A 17,961-nucleotide genomic window follows, 5' to 3' on the forward strand; every position below is an offset into this window, starting at 1 on the left:
AGCCTACTTCCTCGTTGTTCCTAAACTCGATGATTCTCGGTTGTAACCATCTTGTTACCTAACGAGGATTTACGATAACGGTTTGTTACATTTCCAGCAACCTGTTTCGCTGCGTTTCCTAATATTTTTCTGATCTTTCGACGAAGTTGGGGCCAGTGTTACTGATGGGGGTGGTGGTTTTAGCCCTCTTTACCCCCGCTGGAACCCTCTCGTATCGAACAATTTTGAAGGGGGCTTCGACGCGCCTCACCGATGCGGTGGGCTTGGCGTGGCAGAGTGTGGGGGGTGAGTAAAAAGTCGAGTCCACAAGCACGTTCGGTGCGTCGTCCGCGTTCGCGTGGGCGCATAGATTCGGATGTGCGAAGTGTCCCGCAGGCACGTCGGGGGCGGCAATCAGGGCGTGAAAAAGAGACGGATCGGGTGAGTCTGAAAGGGCGGATTACCTATTTCCTACCTTTCACCGTGGTACCTAATGTGATTATCGTCTCAGTCCTGTTGATGCTGGCCATAGCAGGTTTGATGTTTACGAACACGACATTAGTGGCACTTCCGGCGACAGTTGCCCAGCTCTGGCTGCTGTTTAACGCCTCTCCATTATCGGGTGACGGGCAGGTGGTCGCTGCCGTACCGATTCTTCCTGCGCTTATCCTCGTCGCCGTGCTGAGCAACCGCGTGTTCAAGGCGGTCAAGGATAAGGTCAGTTTGGCCGACTTGAATGTACTGGTGGGGCTGGCGCTGGGCTTTCCGCTTACTTTGACGCTTATCTCCTGGGCCATGCTTCTCGACGCCGCGTCCGTCTTCCCGGTTGATGCGCCGCCGCTGTTGGCTGCCTTAGGGCGCACACTGCTGGTGCACGTTTTGGTGCTGGTGATTGGTATGGGGAGCAGGTTGTGGCGTGCGTTGTGTCGTCGTTTCGGCCTGCCGCAGTGGATTGTGGACGCGAATTTCACGGCGTTGAAGTTCCTGGGCTCAGTGAGCGTGGCCGGGCTGCTGTTGTCTGTGATCATGATGGCCGCCCACACCAGTTCGCTGGGGCAACTGTTTTCCAACTTCCACGGCGTGGGCGCGGCGGGTTTGGTGCTGCTGTCGCTTCTGTACCTCCCAAACGTCATGGTCGGGTCGAGTTCTGTGCTGTTGGGCGGCGAGTACCACTTTGGGGACGCCTGGGTCTCGTTGTTTGGCTCCCACACAGTTCCCTTTCCGACGCTGCCTTGGTTTGTGGTGATTCCTCAGACTGTGTACCCCTTTGCCGGTGCGTTGCTGATCATTCCGGTGGTGCTGGCTGTGTGGGGGGTGCGTGGCCGCCTAGATCGCACGGATCAGCCCTTTGCTGAGATGATCGTCTCCGGCTTGTTCACCGGGCTATACACACTGATTGCGTGCCTGCTCATTACGGGACGCATGGGTGTCTATAGCCAGACCGGCCCCATGACATGGTTGACTGCGGTGCTGGCGGTGGCGTGGCTGTCTGGGGTGGGGCTCTTGGTCTCTGGGGTTCAGAACATGATGGGTCGTCGTGCGGCAGCGATGCCGTTGCCGCCTGAGCCGGATTACCCGAATGATCCAGAAGATCTGGACTACCCGGATGATGAAGAAGGGGCAGATAAAGAAACGACAGAGGACCCTGCAGAAGAAACAGAAGAAGAAGTGGACGACTCTGACGACCTCCATGAGATAGATGAGGACGTTGACGAGTACGCAGACGAAGACCCTGAAAGTGATCCCGAAAGCAACCCCGAGATCCAAGAGCCGGAATCCACTCAGGAATTCACTCAAAGGGATTAAAATCATCGGCGTGACCTCTCAACACACACCCATGCGAGTGGTGATTCTGGCCAGTGGAACCGGCACCCTCGCCCAGGCAATCATTGACGCGGCGGATAAGCACTACACGGTTGTTGGTGTTGTCGCTGATCAGCCGTGCCAGGCCATCGCACGCGCGGAGGCTGCAGGAATCAGCCACACTGTCGTGGAATTGGGGGAGGATCGGCAGGAGTGGAACCGTAGGCTCGCGGCGGCCGTCGATACGCATCGCCCCGATCTGGTGGTGTCGGCGGGTTTTATGCGGATCCTTGGGCCGGAATTTCTGGGTGTGTTTGGTGGGAAGGTCATTAATACACATCCGGCGTTACTGCCGTCGTTTCCGGGCGCACATGCCGTGCGGGACGCGCTGGCGCACGGAGTGAAAGTCACGGGAACGACCGTGCACTACGTAGATGAGGGCGTGGACACCGGACCCATCATTGCGCAGGAAGCCGTTGTCATCCAGCCTGACGACACGGAAGATACTCTCCACGAACGCATCAAGCAGGTGGAGCGGGCACTCATCGTGAGTGTGTTAAAAAATGAAAGGTTTGCATCCGTATGAGCACCGACCAGAGTGATCGCAAGAACATCAAACGCGCCCTCATCAGCGTCTACGACAAAACAGGACTCGACGACCTCGCCCGCGCCCTAGATGCCGCTGGGGTGGAGATCGTCTCCACTGGCTCCACCGCAGCAACCATCGCGGGCCTGGGCATCAACGTCACGCCCGTGGAAACGCTCACCGGATTCCCCGAATGCCTGGAAGGCCGCGTGAAAACCCTCCACCCGCGTGTGCATGCCGGAATCCTCGCAGACACCCGCAAACACGACCACCTGGATCAGCTCGCAAACCTCGAGATCGAGCCCTTCCAATTGGTGGTGGTGAACCTGTATCCCTTCACTGAGACCGTCGCCTCCGGTGCCGACTTCGACGCCTGTGTGGAACAAATCGACATTGGCGGTCCCTCCATGGTGCGCGCCGCCGCCAAAAACCACCCCTCCGTCGCCGTGGTCGTGGCGCCCGCGCGCTACGGCGAGGTTATCGACGCCCTCGCCGCTGGTGGCTTCACCCGCGCCGAACGAACCGCACTGGCTGTCGACGCCTTCCGCCACACCGCCGCCTACGACGTCGCCGTGGCCACCTGGTTGGGCAATAACGCTGAGGCGGGCACCGGAAAATTCCCAGCCTGGATTGGTGCCACCTACGAGCTGTCCACACCGCTTCGCTACGGAGAAAATCCGCACCAAGCTGCGGCGTTGTATTGTGACGAGGCCGCTCCTGTTGGGCTTGCTCAGGCCACCCAGCTGCACGGCAAGGAAATGAGCTACAACAACTACACCGACTCGGATGCCGCGTGGCGTGCCGCCTGGGACCACGAGCGTCCCTGCGTGGCCATCATTAAACACGCCAACCCCTGCGGCATTGCCGTGTCCGACCAGTCCATCGCCGCAGCACACCAGCGCGCACATGCCTGCGACCCCGTGTCCGCCTTCGGTGGTGTTATCGCCGCCAACCGCGAAGTCACCGTGGAGATGGCCACCAACGTCGCCGAGATTTTCACCGAAGTGATCATCGCGCCCAGCTACGAAGACGGCGCTGTGGACATCCTGGCCCAGAAGAAAAACATCCGCATCCTCCAAGCACCGGCCCCTGAGCGCGCAGGGGTGGAGCGTCGGGAAATCTCTGGTGGCCTGCTGGTGCAGCAGCGCGATCTGATTGATGCCGAGGGTGATAACCCCGCCAACTGGACTCTTGTTGCTGGTGACGCTGCATCCAATGAGGTGCTGGCAGAACTGGAATTCGCGTGGCGAGCGGTTCGTGCCGTCAAATCCAATGCGATTCTGCTGGCCCGTGACGGTGCTACCGTTGGTGTGGGAATGGGTCAGGTCAACCGGGTGGATGCTGCAAAACTCGCTGTTAAACGCGCCAACACTTTGGGTGATGAGGAACGTGCGTCTGGTTCCGTGGCGGCTTCGGACGCATTCTTCCCCTTCGCCGATGGGTTCGAGGTGCTGGCCGATGCCGGTGTGACTGCGGTGGTCCAGCCAGGCGGCTCCATCCGCGACGCCGAGGTTATTGATGCCGCGAACAAAGCCGGGGTGACCATGTACCTGACCGGTGCGCGGCATTTCGCCCACTAACTGCTCCTATACCAATGGTTGATAGACGCGTCGGAGCTTTTCCAGGGATAATGTGGATGAGATGGAAGGAGAGCCATGCATCGCTCACGGCCTGATGACTTGATTGTTGGACCCGCTATTTTGTTCGCACCCGCAAATCGCCCCGACATTTTCCCGAAGGCGACGGCGATCGCGGACATGGTGATCCTTGACCTAGAGGACGGCGCGGGCGATGCGGAGCGCGACGTGGCACGCAACAACATTGCCCAGGCATCGCTGGACCCATCGCGCGTGATTGTCCGGGTGTGCGGCCCCGATGATCCAGGATTTAAGGAAGACGTGGAGATGGTACGGTCCACCCCGTATTCCCTGGTAATGGTGCCCAAGGTATACACGGACATTCCGAAGGAACTGGAAGGTCTGCACGTCATAGCCATGATAGAAACACCCCAAGCGGTGGTGGGCATACAGGGCATTGCTGAACACCCGGACGTGGTGGGGTTGTTCTGGGGTGCGGAAGACCTGACCGTTCTCCTGGGGGGTACGCATTCCCGGTTCATGCCTGACGAGGGCGCACCCGATAACCGTCCAGGCCCGTACCGAGACACCATGCGCCTGACGCGCGCTCTGATGCATATTCACGCTGCTGCTGCTGGAAAATTTACCATTGACGCAGTGCATGCCGATTTCCACGACCAACAGGGCATGTTCGAAGAGGCTGTTGACGCCGCCCGCTCAGGCTTCGCCGGAAGCGCCTGCATTCACCCGAAACAGGTGGAGACAGTGCGGCGGGCGTATCGCCCCGAACCCGCTCAGGTGGAATGGGCTCTGCGAGTGGTGGATGAGTCCCAGCATTACCCCGGCGCGTTCAAGCTGGATGGGGAGATGGTGGACGCCCCGCTGATCGCCCAGGCGCACCGTGTGCTGGCACGGGCGCACGGCGCGGGCTAGCAGCTAGCGGTAAAAGGGGGTATCCACGCCAAAGGCATCGATAACGGCGATGATTTCGGAGTCGAGAAGCCCTTGGCCGTGTCCGCCTTCCATGGCGTTGCGGATTTCGTACATGGCACCGGTTTCGGCGTATTCGGTTTTGTCCACGGCGTCAAGGGGGGAGACGTCGGAACGCACCATGATGCCGTGTTTGGACCAGATGGTCATGCGGTGGTCGCGTAGTCCTCGCACGTTGTTCTCCATGAGGGTATCGGACCCGGGAACCATGAAGTCTAGGACTTCCACACCGTCGGGAAGTTGGACGATGGTTTCTGGTTCCCACCTGAACAGGGCTTTGTTGAAGTCGGTGTTGTTGCGCAGTGCTTCGTTGTGGGAAAGTTGCACCAAGTAGGGTGGCTGTGCGTGAATTACAGCGTGAATGGCAATGCCGCGGCGCCCAATCTGGTCCGCATGGACCGCGAGGTGCGAGTTGAATTCACTGGTGGGGCGGGCAAAGGTGCGGTCGTGGTGGTAGCGCCATGTTGCGGTGGTGCCGTCGGGGTCGATGATGAAGGCTGAGACGGTGCGCGTTGGCTGCTGAGCGACATCACGGAGCCTGCACCCGGACCCTGTGACCAGGATGGTGTAGCCTGCGAGTTCCGGTACGGCCAGCGGTAAGGGTGCACCGGGTTCGGCATTGGGGAAGAGCTCGTCGAGTCCATCGACATCTCGGAGTGCAACGGAAAGGTTGCCTGCGCCTGCCTCGACGGCATGCATGGCATCGAGGCGTTGCCCGGCTGCGCCCATATCGGCGAGCGCGTCGGTGATGGTGGGGTTCATAGGGGGTCTCTCCTTGTTAGTGGGAAATGGTGGCGTCGAGGCGGTCCCACAGCGCCAACTGTTCGCTTCGTGGGTAGTACATGGTGGTGGTGACGGAGGCGCGGATGATCTCCCGCACAGCCTCACGATCGGCGCCGAGGGGCGTGGTGGCTGCGGCCTGAACAACCAAGTTGCCCAGAGCGGTTCCTTCGGTGGGCCCTGCGACCACGGGAATGCCCGTGGCATCGGCGGTGAGCTGGCACAGCAGCGTGTTATTGATGCCGCCTCCCACCATGTGCACCGTGTTGAGGGGCGTGCCAGTCAGTGCCTCGGTGGTGTGCAGGGCGCGTCGATAGGCGAGTGCCAAGGAGTCAATGATGCAGCGCGTCACCTCCGCCTGGGTATGTGGTTGGGGCTGGCCTTGTTCGGCGGCTATCGCGCGGATGCGGGCGGGCATGTCGCCGGGAGCAAACAGGCGATGATCGTTGATGGGGATGACGCAATGACCAGCAGGAATGGACGCCGCTTGCGCACACAGGGTGGGAATGTCTGCGTCGTTCCAGCGGTGCGCGCATTCGTTGAGCACCCACAGACCCATGATGTTTTTCAGGAAACGAACAGTGCGCCCGTACCCCAGTTCGTTGGTCATGTTCGCTGCGCAGGCTGCGTCGCTGGTGAGGGGTTGGGTGCGCTCCACACCCACCAACGACCACGTGCCGCAGGAAATGAAATAGGGGTTGGGTGCATCAGTGGGTACCGCGACCACGGCGGATGCGGTGTCGTGCGAGGCCACCGTCACTACCTGCGCGTCGTGTCGCTGGCCCACCACGGTTCCCGGTTCCACCAGCGGCGCGAACAGCTCGGCTGGCCGCCGCCCCGTTTGCTTCTCGATGACCGCCCCTACCGCATCGTCCCAATCCCTAGTGACGGGATCCAGGAGTGCGGTGGTGGAGGCGTTGGTGATGTCGGTATGTGGTTCGCCCCCCAGCCAGGAAGTGAGCAGGTCCGGCATGAGCAGAGCCTGTTCGGCATGTTGGAGAGACGTGCTTCCAGCAGCTGCGATGAGCTGGAAAACGGTGTTGAACTGCTGGAATTGGATGCCCGTCCGGCGGTAGTGCTCGTCCCGGGCTAGGTCCGCATAGAACTGCTCTGGCGCTGTGTCGGTGCGGGGGCAGCGGTAGCAAGACGGATTGGCCAACAGTTCGCCATTGCGCCCAAGGAGGGCGTAATCCACCCCCCACGTGTCCACGCCGATACTGGTCGGAGTGAGGCTGGTCAGGGCGTCGATACGCGCGAGTCCCTGATCAATGGACTCCCACAGGTCAAGGATGTCCCAGTACAGGTAGTCGCCGCGCCGGGTGGGCAAAGCAATTGGGCGGTTACGGAAGCGGGCGATCTCCGTCATGGTGATCGTGCCGCCGCTGAGGGTGCCCGCGATGATGCGGCCGGATGAGGCGCCCAGGTCGATCGCGAGGTGGAGGGTGGACATGGAGGTTAAGCCCCCCAACCTGCTTGTTCGCCGCCTGCGCGGGCCGCCCGAATGGTGTCAAGATAGCCGGATTCCGCAAAAGCGGCCATGGGGTTTGCGGCGAGTCCCTTGCTTTCCCGCAGTTCGGCGAGCGCATCGCGTACGTCGGTGTTGTAGGCGTCCATGAGTACGGCATTGGCGGCGAGTACATCGCCGGAGTGCTGGGCCTCGGTAAGGGCGGAGTGGTCGACTAGCAGAGCTTTTGCAGTGGCTTCCTGGATATTCATCACCGAGCGAATTTGGCCGGGGATTTTTTCTTCCAGGTTGTGGCATTGGTCCAGCATGAAGTTCACACCGGAGTTTTTGTCCAGCGCTCCTACGGCGACGATTTCGTGCATGATGCGGAAAAGCTGGAAAGGATCGGCGGCACCGACCATGAGGTCGTCGTCCGCGTAGAAGCGGGAGTTGAAGTCAAAAGCACCGAGTCGTCCGACGCGCAGGAGCTGGGCAACAATGAACTCGATGTTGGTGCCTGGGGCGTGGTGTCCGGTGTCCAGAACCACCATGGCGTTGGACCCAAGTGCCTGGCAGTGCACCAGCGCGGTACCCCAGTCGGGAATATCGGTGTGGTAAAACGCGGGCTCGAAGAACTTGTATTCCAGGATGATGCGTTGGCCCTCGCTGAGGTCGGCATAGATCTGTTGGAGGGAGTCGGCGAGGCGGTCTTGGCGGGCGCGGATGGAATCCTGCCCGGGGTAGTTGGTGCCGTCGGCCAGCCAGATTTTCAGGTCGGTGGACCCCGTCTGGTTCATGATGTCAATGCACTCGCGGTGGTGGTCAATGGCCTTGGCGCGGATGCGCTGGTCGCTGTGGCAGAGGGAGCCGAGCTTGTAGTCGTCGTCCTGGAAGACGTTGGAGTTGATCGCCCCGATGGTTACGCCGTGGTCGGTGGCGTATGCGGCTAGGTCGGCGAAATCGTCCACGCGGTCCCAGGGGATATGGAGGGAGACGCGGGGTGTGATGCCGGTGTAGGCGTTTACCTGAGCGGCGTCTTCCAGTTTTTCGTAGGGGGTGCGTGGCACGCCGCCGGTGGTGAACACTTTAAACCGTGTGCCGGAGTTTCCGAACGCCCAGGAGGGGAGTTCGATGGTTTGTTCCTCAAGGAGGCGACGGGCTTCGGGGGTGTAGTCGTTGAGAGTGGTCATGGTGGAAGATCCTTACTGGTGTGCTGGGTTACTGGGTCGCAGTGGTATTGGTGACTTTGGTGCCATAGCGTTCGATTTCGATCTGTTCCAGGCTCTTACCTTGGGTGCGCGGGGCGAAGATGGTGCCGATGAGTGTGGCGGCAACGAGGAAGCCGATGAGAATCAGACCGTCAATGAGCAGGCCGTTGGGCTTCATCAGGATGACTGGGAAGATGAGGGAAATCGCGCCACTGGCCATGCGCACAATGAAGAAGACGATGCCCTGCGCGCCAGAGCGGTATGGGGTGGCAAACAGTTCAGGTGACCACACGGAGTAGAAGGCTTGGGCCGAGGGACCTGCGGACAAGCCCCAGATGATGGCGTAACCGAAGGCCACCCAAGCTGCATCGGAGGGGCCGAAGACCAGCAGGATCCACGCGGCGATGGCCAGCAGGCCGCCAGCGAAGTAGTGCCAGCGATATGACACGCGGTCCACCAGGTACATGAAAATCACGGTGCTGATGATCACAAAAGCCCAGGAGAGCATGGCGAACAGGTCGGACCGCGTGGTGTCGTAGCCCATGGAGTTGAGGATGGTGGGCAGGAAAATACCGTTTTGGCTGGCCGCCTGGTTCCAGAAGGTATAGATGGCGGCCAGGAAGATGAGCGCTGTGATGTTGACTTTCCGGCTAAATAGTGCGCGGAAGGATGCGAACATTGATGGCGGTTTGGCTTGGGCTCCGCCTTTGGATTCCTCCCAGGATTCTGATTCCTGAAGGCCACGCCGAATCCACCAGGTGACCAGCGCGATAACGACGAGGTGCGCGAAGACAATACGGCTGCCCAGCAGGCCCAGTGGTGCTAGCGCGGCGGCCAGTCCGAATCCGATGAAGGGGCCAAAAGACCAGGCCAGTTGGGTGGCGCCGATGTGTCGGCCGCGTTGCTCAGTGGGAGCGAACTCCGCAATGTAGGTCCAGCCTGCAGGTACTGAGGCACCTACCGCCAGGCCAATAATCACGAATCCGATGAACAGCATGGGCAGGTTCATAGCAAAGGTGACGATGATACCGCCGAGCGCGTATACCAGCAGGTCGTAGGTGTAGATGAATTTTCGCCCGTACTTGTCGCACAGCGGTCCGCCGATCAGAGCACCGATGGCGGCCCCGAAGGCGTTGGAACTGAAGGCGGCGAGGATGCCGGCAATGGAGCCGTCGTCGTTGGGGAAGTAGGCGGCACCCCAGAAGGCGAGGGATGTGGCGATAGCGATGATCGAGCCGGAATCGATGTAGTTGGACATGGACACCGCAGCGGTGGCTTTCCACCCGGTGATTGGTGCGGGTTGAGACATGATGGTGGTCCTTATTTCACGGGAATTAGGGAAGGTAGAAGTACTGCTGAAGGGGGGTCGGGGTTCCGCCGTCTGGCTGGACGAAGTAGCGTTGCATCTCTGCTTGCCAGCGGGTGTTGACGTCTGTGTCGGCCATGGCTTCCATGGCGGCTGCAGTGTCGTCGGATTCGAAGTATCCGACGACCAGGCCGGTGTCGGGGTTGAGGAAGAGTGAGTAGTGCCGCCAGCCTGCTGTGGTGAGGGCGTCGCGCATCTCCGCCCAGACTCGTTGATGCACGTCCACATATTCTTCGAGGGCTTCTGGGCGGACGTGAAGGAGGAAGCAGGCGCGGCCTGGGTCTTTGGCGCTGGTGGTGTTCAGGAGGGTGGTGAGGGGGTTGGTGGGGGATTGATCAGGCATAATGGTGGGGTCCTGTTGCTGGTGTCGGGGGTGTCTGGTTTGGCTATCACAGGTTGCTGCAGCGCAGAATGTTGAAACGTTTCATTTTCAGGTTTCGCAAATCTGCGGCGTTGTTGTGATGGCGCGGTTAAGCTGGGGAAATGGTGAAGAAAGTTCTACGTTTCGTTGTTTGAAACGTTTCATTCTTAACCATAAAGAAGGGGTAGCTGATGTGTCAATAGTCGCTGTGTTTGCTACATTGTGGCACTGCCCACAGCCACCCCCGGTAGTGCACGCCCGCATCGGGGTGAAAAAAGGTAGCTGAGGTAGACTTTTCCCACGTATCTTCCATCACCTACCTTCCACACATGCCACACCAGGCAGAGGGAAGGAGGACACAGCAAAGGGGAATGTCCGCAGTGACCATGAGCGGTGAACAACCCCGGCCTTCAGTGCGCGATGTCGCCAAAGCGGCGGGGGTATCCGTCGGCACGGTGTCCCACGTGCTGAACCACCCCGAACGCGTCAGTGAGGAAACTCGCCAGCGGGTTCATGACGCCGTGACCTCCCTCGGTTTCGTGCGTTCGGCATCGGCTCGTCAACTGCGCCAAGGCACCTCCACCACCGTGGGTGTGATCATCCTGGATTTCACCAACCCGTTTTTCATGGAGGCGGCGCAGGGGATTGACCAGCGCCTCCAGCGCGATGGCTGCATCATGACCATCGCCTCCTCCAATGGCGAACCGCGCAGGCAGCTGGAACTGCTCAGAATCTACGAATCCATGCAGGCCAGGGGGATTATCCTCACGCCTTGCGGCACGCAATCACCTGCAGTGGTGGAGGAACTTGATCGGGTGATCCATAAGCTCAAGGTTCCGGTGGTGCTGTTCGACCACCCCGCCATTATCACTGGCATTCCCACCGTTGATGTGGATGATGTCACCGGACAATCGCATGCCATTAATCACCTGCTAGAGCTGGGGCATCGCCGCATTGGTTTTATTAACGGACCGTTTTCGGTGCGTCAGGCGGTGGATCGCTGGGACGGCGCGTGCCATGCCGTGCGTGCGTACGGCCTTGATCCTGAGGATGTGCTCACGCTCCAGACAGCCTCTGCGTTTACGGCTGCGGGCGGTGCGGAAGCGGCTCAGGTGTTGTTGGACACGTCCAGCGACACCAACGACTCACCTGTCACCGCCTTTGCCTGCGCAAATGATGTTCTCGCCATTGGGGCGATGCGGGTGCTACGCGCTAGGAACATTCCCATCCCCCAAGGAATGGCCATCACCGGCTACGACGATATTCAAGTCGCGGCGGAACTCATCACCCCCCTGACCTCTGTACGTCAGCCCATGCGCGAGATGGGGTGGCACGCCGCCGACAACCTACTGGCTGCGGCGCAGAATCCCGACACCCCGTACACAGAACTGTTTCAACCAGAACTGTCCATCCGGGAATCCACGGCCGGTCACTGCTAAAGCAACTCAGGTCAGTTAGCTGGGCAGAAGCTCTCGTGTGCGTTCGATGCGGTCATCCGGCAGGGGAGCGCCAATGACGGTGAGGGCGGCGTCGGCAAGCATGATGGCGGTTTCCGGTAATGCTCCGTCGGCGGGGTAGGGGGCTGTGCCGGTGTTGTCTCGCATGTCCGTGACGGTTTGGGCGATGTGGAAGGGCAGATCCAGTCGAGGGTCGTCAGCACCCACGATTTCCGCAGCGAGCGTGCGGTAGGTATTTTTCAGCTCGTGGCGCTGGGCATGGAATTCTGCGAATTCTTCTGAGGCTACGATGGGAAGCTGATACAGGCGCCCGACGTTCCAGCGTGTGGATAGCAGCAGGTGGGTTTCCGCCGCCACCAACGCCCACAGGCGTTGTGCGGGACTCGCATCAGAAGCACCCAGCTCGGCCGCGAGCGCCATGGACGGCTCCACCGTGGATTTCAGCAGGGTGAGAAAGATTTCCGTCTTGGATGGGAAGTGGTAGTACAGCGACGCCTGGCGGATGCCCACCGCGTCGGCAATTTGGTGCGTGGAGGTCGTGGCGAAACCGCGCGTGGTAAAAAGCTCCGCAGAGGCATCCAGAATCTCCTCGCGAGCGGTGTTTCCCCGCCGACGAGGGCTGTTTTTGCGTGGGCGACCAACGGCACCTGCCATACTGTCACGTTCCTTCTGTACTCAGGCTGTAGCCATCTGATTTTACACTCTGTGATGCGCTGCAATCGATTGCATCACCAGTGACACATCCCGGCAGCACGCCCCAAACAACGCCCGCTGCACCTGCGTTAACTGGTCCAGTGTCGTTCCGTTGCCATCGAGATGCTCTGCCCACCGCTCCAGGCGTAAGGCAATGCCTGCCCGCCACGCTGCCGACAGGTAATCCGCCTCCTGCTGCGTGACGACGCCCCCGTGCACGCCCGCCGCGATCCGGTCCAACGTTTCCGTTGCCGAGGATCCCGCCGCGATCGCTGCCCAGCGGGCCAGTCTAGCCAATGGGCTAAGAAGATCACGGCGAATATCAATGGGCACGTCCTTGCGAGGGAGCCCAGCCTGAGTTTGCACCGCCGGGGGCCGGTGCTCCACCGCATTGCGAAGCAACGCCGGTGGGGCCATGCGTGAGGCTAAAACCTTCTCTGCCATCCACGTGCCGGCATCGGTGTACACTCCCAATGCTTCACCATCCCCATGCTCCAGAGCATGATCGATGCGATGTTCCCAATCCTCGCGAGTGGTGGGCAGCAGTGTTGCAGGCAGGGGCGCTAGCACAAATCCCGTTTCGGTCAGAACCTTTTCCAGATTCTGGTTGTACTGGTACGGCACGCTTTTAGGGAGGATACTGAGCCATTCCACGGGGGAGGTGGGCATTCCCTCGCCGCGACCGAACGGGCCGGTCACAATTTGGATGCGGCCGTCGGTAAGTTCCGTGGCGGCGGGGCTGTGCAGGGCGTCGGTAAGCAGGCGCGAAAACCAGTGTGCCACCTCAACGGCGTTGGTGTCGTGTGCGAGGGCATTACGGGTTAAGTCGTGGGATTCGGTGAGGACACCACGAAGCGTTGCCTGGTCGGTGCACAGTGGGGCTTGTTCAGCTAGTTCAATGAGGGAGGCATGCAACACTGGAGAACTCCAAGAAGAGAGGTTTATGTAGATACCATAATGGCCCGCATCTGTGCTCACAAAGAAGGAGCATTGATGCGGGCCAAAAGGACTTTATGCCGTGTCACGAATGCCAGCGGCTAAAGTGCGCTGTCATCGCAGGTCCCAAGGTTGTTGGTCAACCATGGGATAGCGTGTTGTGTCCCCAGTCGGTTTAGCGGCTGGTGAACGGCAGGAGAGCCATTTCACGTGCGTTCTTCACAGCGGTAGCAACCTGACGCTGCTGCTGCGGGGTCAAACCAGTGACGCGGCGAGAACGGATCTTGTGGCGATCAGAGATGAACAGACGAAGGGTGTTGATGTCCTTGTAGTCCACCTTCTCAATGCCAGCGGCTTTGAGCGGGTTTTTCTTCGGGCGGCGGGACTGCTCCATCCGCGCCTTTTTAACGTTACTGCGCTTCATTACAACTCCCTTTTACCAGCTGGACTTACGAACACCCGGAAGCTCACCGCGGTGAGCCATTTCGCGGACGCGGACACGGGACAGGCCGAACTTGCGGAGGTAACCGCGGGGACGACCGTCAGCGGCATCGCGGTTGCGGACGCGACACGGGGAGGCGTCACGCGGCTGGCGATTCAGCTCGAACTGGGCATCCAAACGCTCCTCATCAGGAGTGTTCGGGTTTTTGATGATGGCCTTGAGCTCCTGGCGACGCGCCGCGTAACGAGCGACGATTTCCTTGCGCTTTTCGTTCTTGGCGATCTTAGACTTCTTAGCCATAAATTATCGCTCCTCGCGGAATTCAACGTGCTTACGAACAACCGGATCGTACTTCTTCAAGGTGATGCGATCGGGGTTGTTGCGCTTGTTCTTACGGGTGACGTAGGTGTAGCCGGTGCCAGCCGTAGATTTCAGCTTGATGATAGGACGAATATCGTTACGTGCCATATGTGTTAAACCTTCTCTCCACGGGCGCGGATCTTGGCGACCACAGCTTCGATGCCGTCACGGTCAATAACCTTCAGACCCTTGGTGGACACGGTCAACGTGATGGTACGGCCCTCAGAGGGCAGGTAGAAACGACGACGCTGCACGTTGGGGTTCCAACGGCGGTTGGTGCGTCGGTGCGAGTGCGAGACAGACTTGCCGAAACCCGGCTTGCGTCCCGTTACCTGGCAAATAGCCGACATGGACTTAAACTTTCTCCTAGCCGCCCACGTTCAACGTTAAGCCGCAGCCGCACCAAAGAAACCTCACTGAAGGGGCCTTCGGGGCGCGGCTTTGCCAGCTGAGACGGGGCGTAAACGAATACTTCGACAACAGCAAGGGAAAACCATACCCTGATGTGGGCTGATTTCCTAATCTTGGGAAAAATTTTTTGCTAAGCCGCAGGTCGCGGTGGGGGTGGGGAGGGTGCAGAAAGAAGGCGTGGTTGGGTTTTGCGTTCTTGCCTATCTAGAGACTAGTATTGAGCGGTCGAATTGTTCCCGCCTCTGTGCAGTGGTTTCTTGCTGTTGGGATATGGGATTTCGGTTTCGGCGGTCTACGTTGTAGGATTCAACGACGCGTACGTTAAGCCTCTTGGATGAGGTCACTTGGCGTGTCGTGGATAACGGGATTTCCCACCCGGTAGCGTCCAGGCGCGCCGAGAAGCACATGTACTTGATCTAAGGGATGAGAATGAAGAAGGATATTCACCCTGACTACCACCCGGTGGTCTTCCAGGATGCGGGTACGGGTCACCAGTTCCTAACCCGCTCCACCGCGACCAGCAACCGCACTGTTCAGTGGGAAGATGGCAACGAGTACCCACTGATTGTTGTGGATGTTACCAGCGAGTCGCACCCGTTCTGGACCGGCGCTCAGCGTCTCATGGACACTGCTGGCCGTGTTGAGAAGTTCCAACGCCGTTACGGTGGCCTCGCCCGCCGCGCTAAGAAGTCCTAAGGAGGGAAAGAACAATGGCAGTACCAAAGCGCCGTATGTCCCGCGCAAATACTCGCGCCCGCCGTTCCCAGTGGAAGGCGAACAACGCCGCCCTCCAAAACGTTACTATCGACGGCCACACCTACCGCATCCCGCGTCGCCTCGTGCGCGCAGCTCGCATGGGCCTTGTGGAAGTCGAGCAGTTCTAATACACGACACGGTTACCTCATATTTCGGGGATCACAGTGTTTTTGTTGCCGTCTCCTCAAATTTTTGGGGAGACGGTTTTTGCTGGTCACGGGGAGATTAAGGGAAAACACTGGAACTTTTAGGGGGGTTAACACAGCAAACTCACAGCAGGACAAGGCACAATGGTGGTTATGAAAATTCTTGTTGTTGATGATGAACAAGCTGTACGAGAATCTTTGCGCAGGTCACTCACCTTCAATGGCTATGATGTGGTTTTAGCTGAAGATGGGGCCTCAGCCTTGGATCAAATCGGCAAAGAACAACCCGACCTCGTCATCTTGGATGTCATGATGCCACGCATGGACGGCTTGGAGGTGTGCCGTACGCTCCGCAGCAGTGGCGATGACCGTCCCATCCTTGTTCTGACGGCCCGTGACGGCGTGTCTGATCGTGTGGCCGGGCTTGATGCAGGTGCAGACGACTACCTGCCCAAGCCTTTTGCCTTGGAGGAGCTACTCGCACGTGTTCGTTCTCTGTTCCGTCGCGCGGCGGCGGAAGCCATCGGCAACGCCTCTACCTCGGACTTGGTGTTTGAGGATCTGCACCTGAATCCAGACACTCGCGATGTCACGCGCGGTGAGCGCACCATCAGCCTTACTCGCACCGAGTTTGCGTTGCTGGAGCTGTTGATGGCCAACCCTCGTCGGGTCCTCAGTCGCAGTGCGATTCTGGAAGATGTCTGGGGATATGATTTCCCCACATCTGGCAACGCCCTCGAAGTTTATATTGGTTACCTGCGACGCAAGACTGAGGCGGGCGGTGAGCCTCGTTTAATCCACACCGTTCGTGGTGTTGGTTATGTTTTGCGTGAGACCGCACCGTGATGCTTCGTAAACCCGCAAGCCCTGTAGATGACATCTACGGGGCTGAACCTGTTACGGAGCCCGAACAAACTAAACCCCAAGGCTGGGACCGTAAAGCATCGTTGCGATGGCAATTGTCCATGGTGACGGCATCCATGGTGGCTATTGCTGTGGCCATGATGACCATTGTGGCTTACTGGACGGTGTCCACATCACTGACGAACGCGGTGGACCAGGAGTTACAGGAAAAAGCTTCCGCATTTCTGCAGAACAGTTTCGACCCAAGTTTTTTGCTGAGTCCCACGGCTGAGATTCAGGCATTCAAGTCTTACAACCCCGACGTGCGTGTGGCATACTTCTCACCGGGCGCATCTCGGGGAATAGGCGATAATCTGCCTATTACGAATGATGAGGCTGCTGTGCTGCGCGGGGAGTTGGACATGTCGACCAACAACAGCGGCGATGAGCGTGTTTTGGCGCTGCGCAATGAAGTTGGTGCCACGTTGATTCTCGCGCGGGACCTCAAAAGCACCCACCAGCTGATCAGTTCTCTGGGTACGGTGCTGTTGATTATTGGTGCGTTGGGCGTGCTCATTGCCATTGCAACGGGCACTGTGGTGGCCACCACAGGATTGCGCCCAGTGATGCGCCTGCAGCAGGCAGCCGAGTATGTGACGCAGACGGACGATCTGCGTCCCATTGCCGTGGTGGGTAATGACGAATTGGCTCAGCTCACCCGGAGTTTTAATGACATGCTGGAGGCGTTGGAAGCCTCCAGAGTGAGACAGACACAGCTGGTCGCTGATGCTGGGCATGAGCTGAAAACTCCATTGACGTCGCTGCGCACCAATGTCGAATTGTTGATGATGGTCTCTCAATCCAAGTCGGCCATTCCGCCAGAAGAGCTGGAGTCGCTGTCTCGCGACGTGATCGCGCAGATCGAGGAGCTGTCCACCTTGATCGGTGATCTGGTCGACCTTGCCCGCGAGGACGGACCACAGCAGATTGTTGAGTGTGTGGACTTGGTGGAATGCCTGGAGACGTCTCTGGAACGCGTGCAACGCCGTCGCCCCGACGTGAAGTTCACCTTGAACACGCAGCCGTGGTTCCTCTATGGCGATCCCTTTGCCCTGGGGCGCGCCACCCTCAACCTCATGGATAATGCCGCTAAGTGGTCCCCGCAGGATGGCGAGGTGCGCATCACCATGACGTCTGAGAAGGAGGGTGTCATGGAACTGACCTTTGCCGACTCCGGCCCGGGTATCCCAGCGGAAGACCGTGAGAAAGTCTTTGAGCGTTTCTATCGCTCCATCAAGGCGCGCTCAATGCCTGGTTCGGGCCTAGGATTGGCGATTGTGCAGCAGGTGATTAATCGTCACGCTGGCACGATTGTTGCGGAGGAATCCGATGATGGCGGTGCGCTCATGCGCGTAACCCTGCCTGGTAATCCGTTCCCGCCAGGTGCACCAGAAGCGGACTTCAATGTGAGTCTGCAGCCCGAGCTGTTTGACAAGCATAGGACCAAGAAGAAGCCACTGCCACGGGCGCTTCCTAAGGTGAAGGACCGCCCCGATAATCGGCATAAAGGGCCTGTTCAGGGCATTAAGATGGACGATTTTAGTCAGCTGTGGGCATCGCGCCAGCGCCGCTACACTGATGAGTGACGGCAGTGAGTTTTTCTTACATAGGTTTCCTTCACAGCTGACGTGAAGGAAACCTGGGCAGCATGTGTCGGAAAGCATGCCACCTCCGCCCAAGAAACCGCCTGTTCAGGGAATCAACTGGCGGTTGTATTGCCAGGGAACTGCCAGTCTTTCACAATAAGCTGGCAGTGGCCTCAC

The 17,961-nt window shown here is 59.3% G+C and carries 20 protein-coding genes; 9 read left to right on the plus strand and 11 right to left on the minus strand.

Translation table 11 applies throughout. The features are described 5' to 3' along the window. Positions 1–285: 285 nt before the first annotated feature. The 4 genes from CDUR_RS03870 to CDUR_RS03885 all read left to right on the plus strand — a co-directional run bounded on the left by CDUR_RS03870 (position 286) and on the right by CDUR_RS03885 (position 4,878). Positions 286–1,785 carry a cell division protein PerM gene (locus tag CDUR_RS03870; RefSeq protein WP_179417211.1) on the plus strand — a complete coding sequence of 500 codons (1,500 nt, stop codon included), beginning with the start codon at positions 286–288 and terminating at the stop codon, positions 1,783–1,785. 31 nt (positions 1,786–1,816) lie between these two features. After that, complete coding sequence (gene purN, locus CDUR_RS03875) at positions 1,817–2,368, plus strand: phosphoribosylglycinamide formyltransferase (RefSeq protein WP_179419015.1); 552 nt, start codon at positions 1,817–1,819, stop codon at positions 2,366–2,368. Continuing rightward, positions 2,365–3,948, plus strand: coding sequence for a bifunctional phosphoribosylaminoimidazolecarboxamide formyltransferase/IMP cyclohydrolase (gene purH, locus CDUR_RS03880; RefSeq protein WP_179417212.1), 1,584 nt, complete (start codon positions 2,365–2,367; stop codon positions 3,946–3,948). The genes purN and purH overlap by 4 nt, the downstream gene beginning before the upstream one ends. Before the next feature lie 75 nt (positions 3,949–4,023). After that, positions 4,024–4,878, plus strand: coding sequence for an HpcH/HpaI aldolase/citrate lyase family protein (locus tag CDUR_RS03885; RefSeq protein ID WP_179417213.1), 855 nt, complete (start codon positions 4,024–4,026; stop codon positions 4,876–4,878). A gap of 3 nt (positions 4,879–4,881) precedes the next feature. Here CDUR_RS03885 and CDUR_RS03890 read toward each other — a convergent pair whose 3' ends face one another. The 5 genes from CDUR_RS03890 to CDUR_RS03910 are packed head-to-tail and all read right to left on the minus strand — an operon-like array spanning position 4,882 to position 10,076. Beyond that, entirely contained in the window at positions 4,882–5,697 is an 816-nt protein-coding gene (locus CDUR_RS03890) for a class II aldolase/adducin family protein (RefSeq protein WP_179417214.1), read from the minus strand. Between the two features lie 16 nt (positions 5,698–5,713). Continuing rightward, positions 5,714–7,165, minus strand: coding sequence for a rhamnulokinase (locus CDUR_RS03895; protein ID WP_179417215.1), 1,452 nt, complete (start codon positions 7,163–7,165; stop codon positions 5,714–5,716). Between the two features lie 5 nt (positions 7,166–7,170). After that, positions 7,171–8,349 (minus strand): L-rhamnose isomerase, encoded by a 1,179-nt coding sequence (gene rhaI, locus CDUR_RS03900; RefSeq protein WP_179417216.1) that lies wholly within the window; start codon positions 8,347–8,349, stop codon positions 7,171–7,173. Between the two features lie 28 nt (positions 8,350–8,377). Continuing rightward, positions 8,378–9,676: an MFS transporter gene (locus CDUR_RS03905; RefSeq protein WP_006063187.1), complete on the minus strand. Its 1,299-nt coding sequence runs from the start codon at positions 9,674–9,676 to the stop codon at positions 8,378–8,380. Between the two features lie 25 nt (positions 9,677–9,701). Then, positions 9,702–10,076 (minus strand): L-rhamnose mutarotase, encoded by a 375-nt coding sequence (locus tag CDUR_RS03910; protein WP_179417217.1) that lies wholly within the window; start codon positions 10,074–10,076, stop codon positions 9,702–9,704. A 389-nt stretch (positions 10,077–10,465) separates the two neighbouring features. On the opposite strand from CDUR_RS03910, the gene CDUR_RS03915 reads away from it, so the two are divergent. After that, positions 10,466–11,533, plus strand: a complete 1,068-nt coding sequence (locus CDUR_RS03915; RefSeq protein ID WP_218865396.1) for a LacI family DNA-binding transcriptional regulator — start codon at positions 10,466–10,468, stop codon at positions 11,531–11,533. Between the two features lie 15 nt (positions 11,534–11,548). On the opposite strand, the gene CDUR_RS03920 is transcribed toward CDUR_RS03915, so the two are convergent. From CDUR_RS03920 to rpmB, 6 genes are all read right to left on the minus strand, one after another. Continuing rightward, positions 11,549–12,205, minus strand: coding sequence for a TetR/AcrR family transcriptional regulator (locus CDUR_RS03920; protein ID WP_179417218.1), 657 nt, complete (start codon positions 12,203–12,205; stop codon positions 11,549–11,551). Between the two features lie 42 nt (positions 12,206–12,247). Next, positions 12,248–13,162 (minus strand): putative nucleotidyltransferase substrate binding domain-containing protein, encoded by a 915-nt coding sequence (locus CDUR_RS03925; protein WP_006063182.1) that lies wholly within the window; start codon positions 13,160–13,162, stop codon positions 12,248–12,250. A 193-nt stretch (positions 13,163–13,355) separates the two neighbouring features. After that, entirely contained in the window at positions 13,356–13,604 is a 249-nt protein-coding gene (gene rpsR / locus CDUR_RS03930) for a 30S ribosomal protein S18 (protein WP_006063181.1), read from the minus strand. A 12-nt stretch (positions 13,605–13,616) separates the two neighbouring features. Next, positions 13,617–13,922: a 30S ribosomal protein S14 gene (rpsN, locus tag CDUR_RS03935; RefSeq protein WP_006063180.1), complete on the minus strand. Its 306-nt coding sequence runs from the start codon at positions 13,920–13,922 to the stop codon at positions 13,617–13,619. A gap of 3 nt (positions 13,923–13,925) precedes the next feature. Continuing rightward, entirely contained in the window at positions 13,926–14,090 is a 165-nt protein-coding gene (gene rpmG / locus CDUR_RS03940) for a 50S ribosomal protein L33 (RefSeq protein WP_006063179.1), read from the minus strand. Between the two features lie 5 nt (positions 14,091–14,095). Beyond that, positions 14,096–14,332 carry a 50S ribosomal protein L28 gene (gene rpmB, locus CDUR_RS03945; RefSeq protein ID WP_006063178.1) on the minus strand — a complete coding sequence of 79 codons (237 nt, stop codon included), beginning with the start codon at positions 14,330–14,332 and terminating at the stop codon, positions 14,096–14,098. Between the two features lie 490 nt (positions 14,333–14,822). Between rpmB and CDUR_RS03950 the strand changes: the two genes are divergently transcribed. The 4 genes from CDUR_RS03950 (at position 14,823) to CDUR_RS03965 (ending at position 17,784) form a co-directional block, all read left to right on the plus strand. Beyond that, the gene (locus CDUR_RS03950; protein WP_040359706.1) at positions 14,823–15,089 is read left to right on the plus strand and encodes a type B 50S ribosomal protein L31; all 267 of its coding nucleotides are present in this window, start codon (positions 14,823–14,825) and stop codon (positions 15,087–15,089) included. A 14-nt stretch (positions 15,090–15,103) separates the two neighbouring features. Further along, complete coding sequence (rpmF, locus tag CDUR_RS03955; protein ID WP_040359703.1) at positions 15,104–15,277, plus strand: 50S ribosomal protein L32; 174 nt, start codon at positions 15,104–15,106, stop codon at positions 15,275–15,277. 171 nt (positions 15,278–15,448) lie between these two features. Next, on the plus strand, positions 15,449–16,141 hold the full coding sequence (locus tag CDUR_RS03960) for a response regulator transcription factor (protein ID WP_040359801.1): 693 nt from the start codon (positions 15,449–15,451) through the stop codon (positions 16,139–16,141). Continuing rightward, positions 16,141–17,784: a HAMP domain-containing sensor histidine kinase gene (locus CDUR_RS03965; RefSeq protein ID WP_179419017.1), complete on the plus strand. Its 1,644-nt coding sequence runs from the start codon at positions 16,141–16,143 to the stop codon at positions 17,782–17,784. The genes CDUR_RS03960 and CDUR_RS03965 overlap by 1 nt, the downstream gene beginning before the upstream one ends. The last annotated feature ends 177 nt before the right edge of the window (positions 17,785–17,961 follow it).

The organism is Corynebacterium durum (assembly GCF_030408675.1).
GTDB lineage: Bacteria > Actinomycetota > Actinomycetes > Mycobacteriales > Mycobacteriaceae > Corynebacterium > Corynebacterium durum.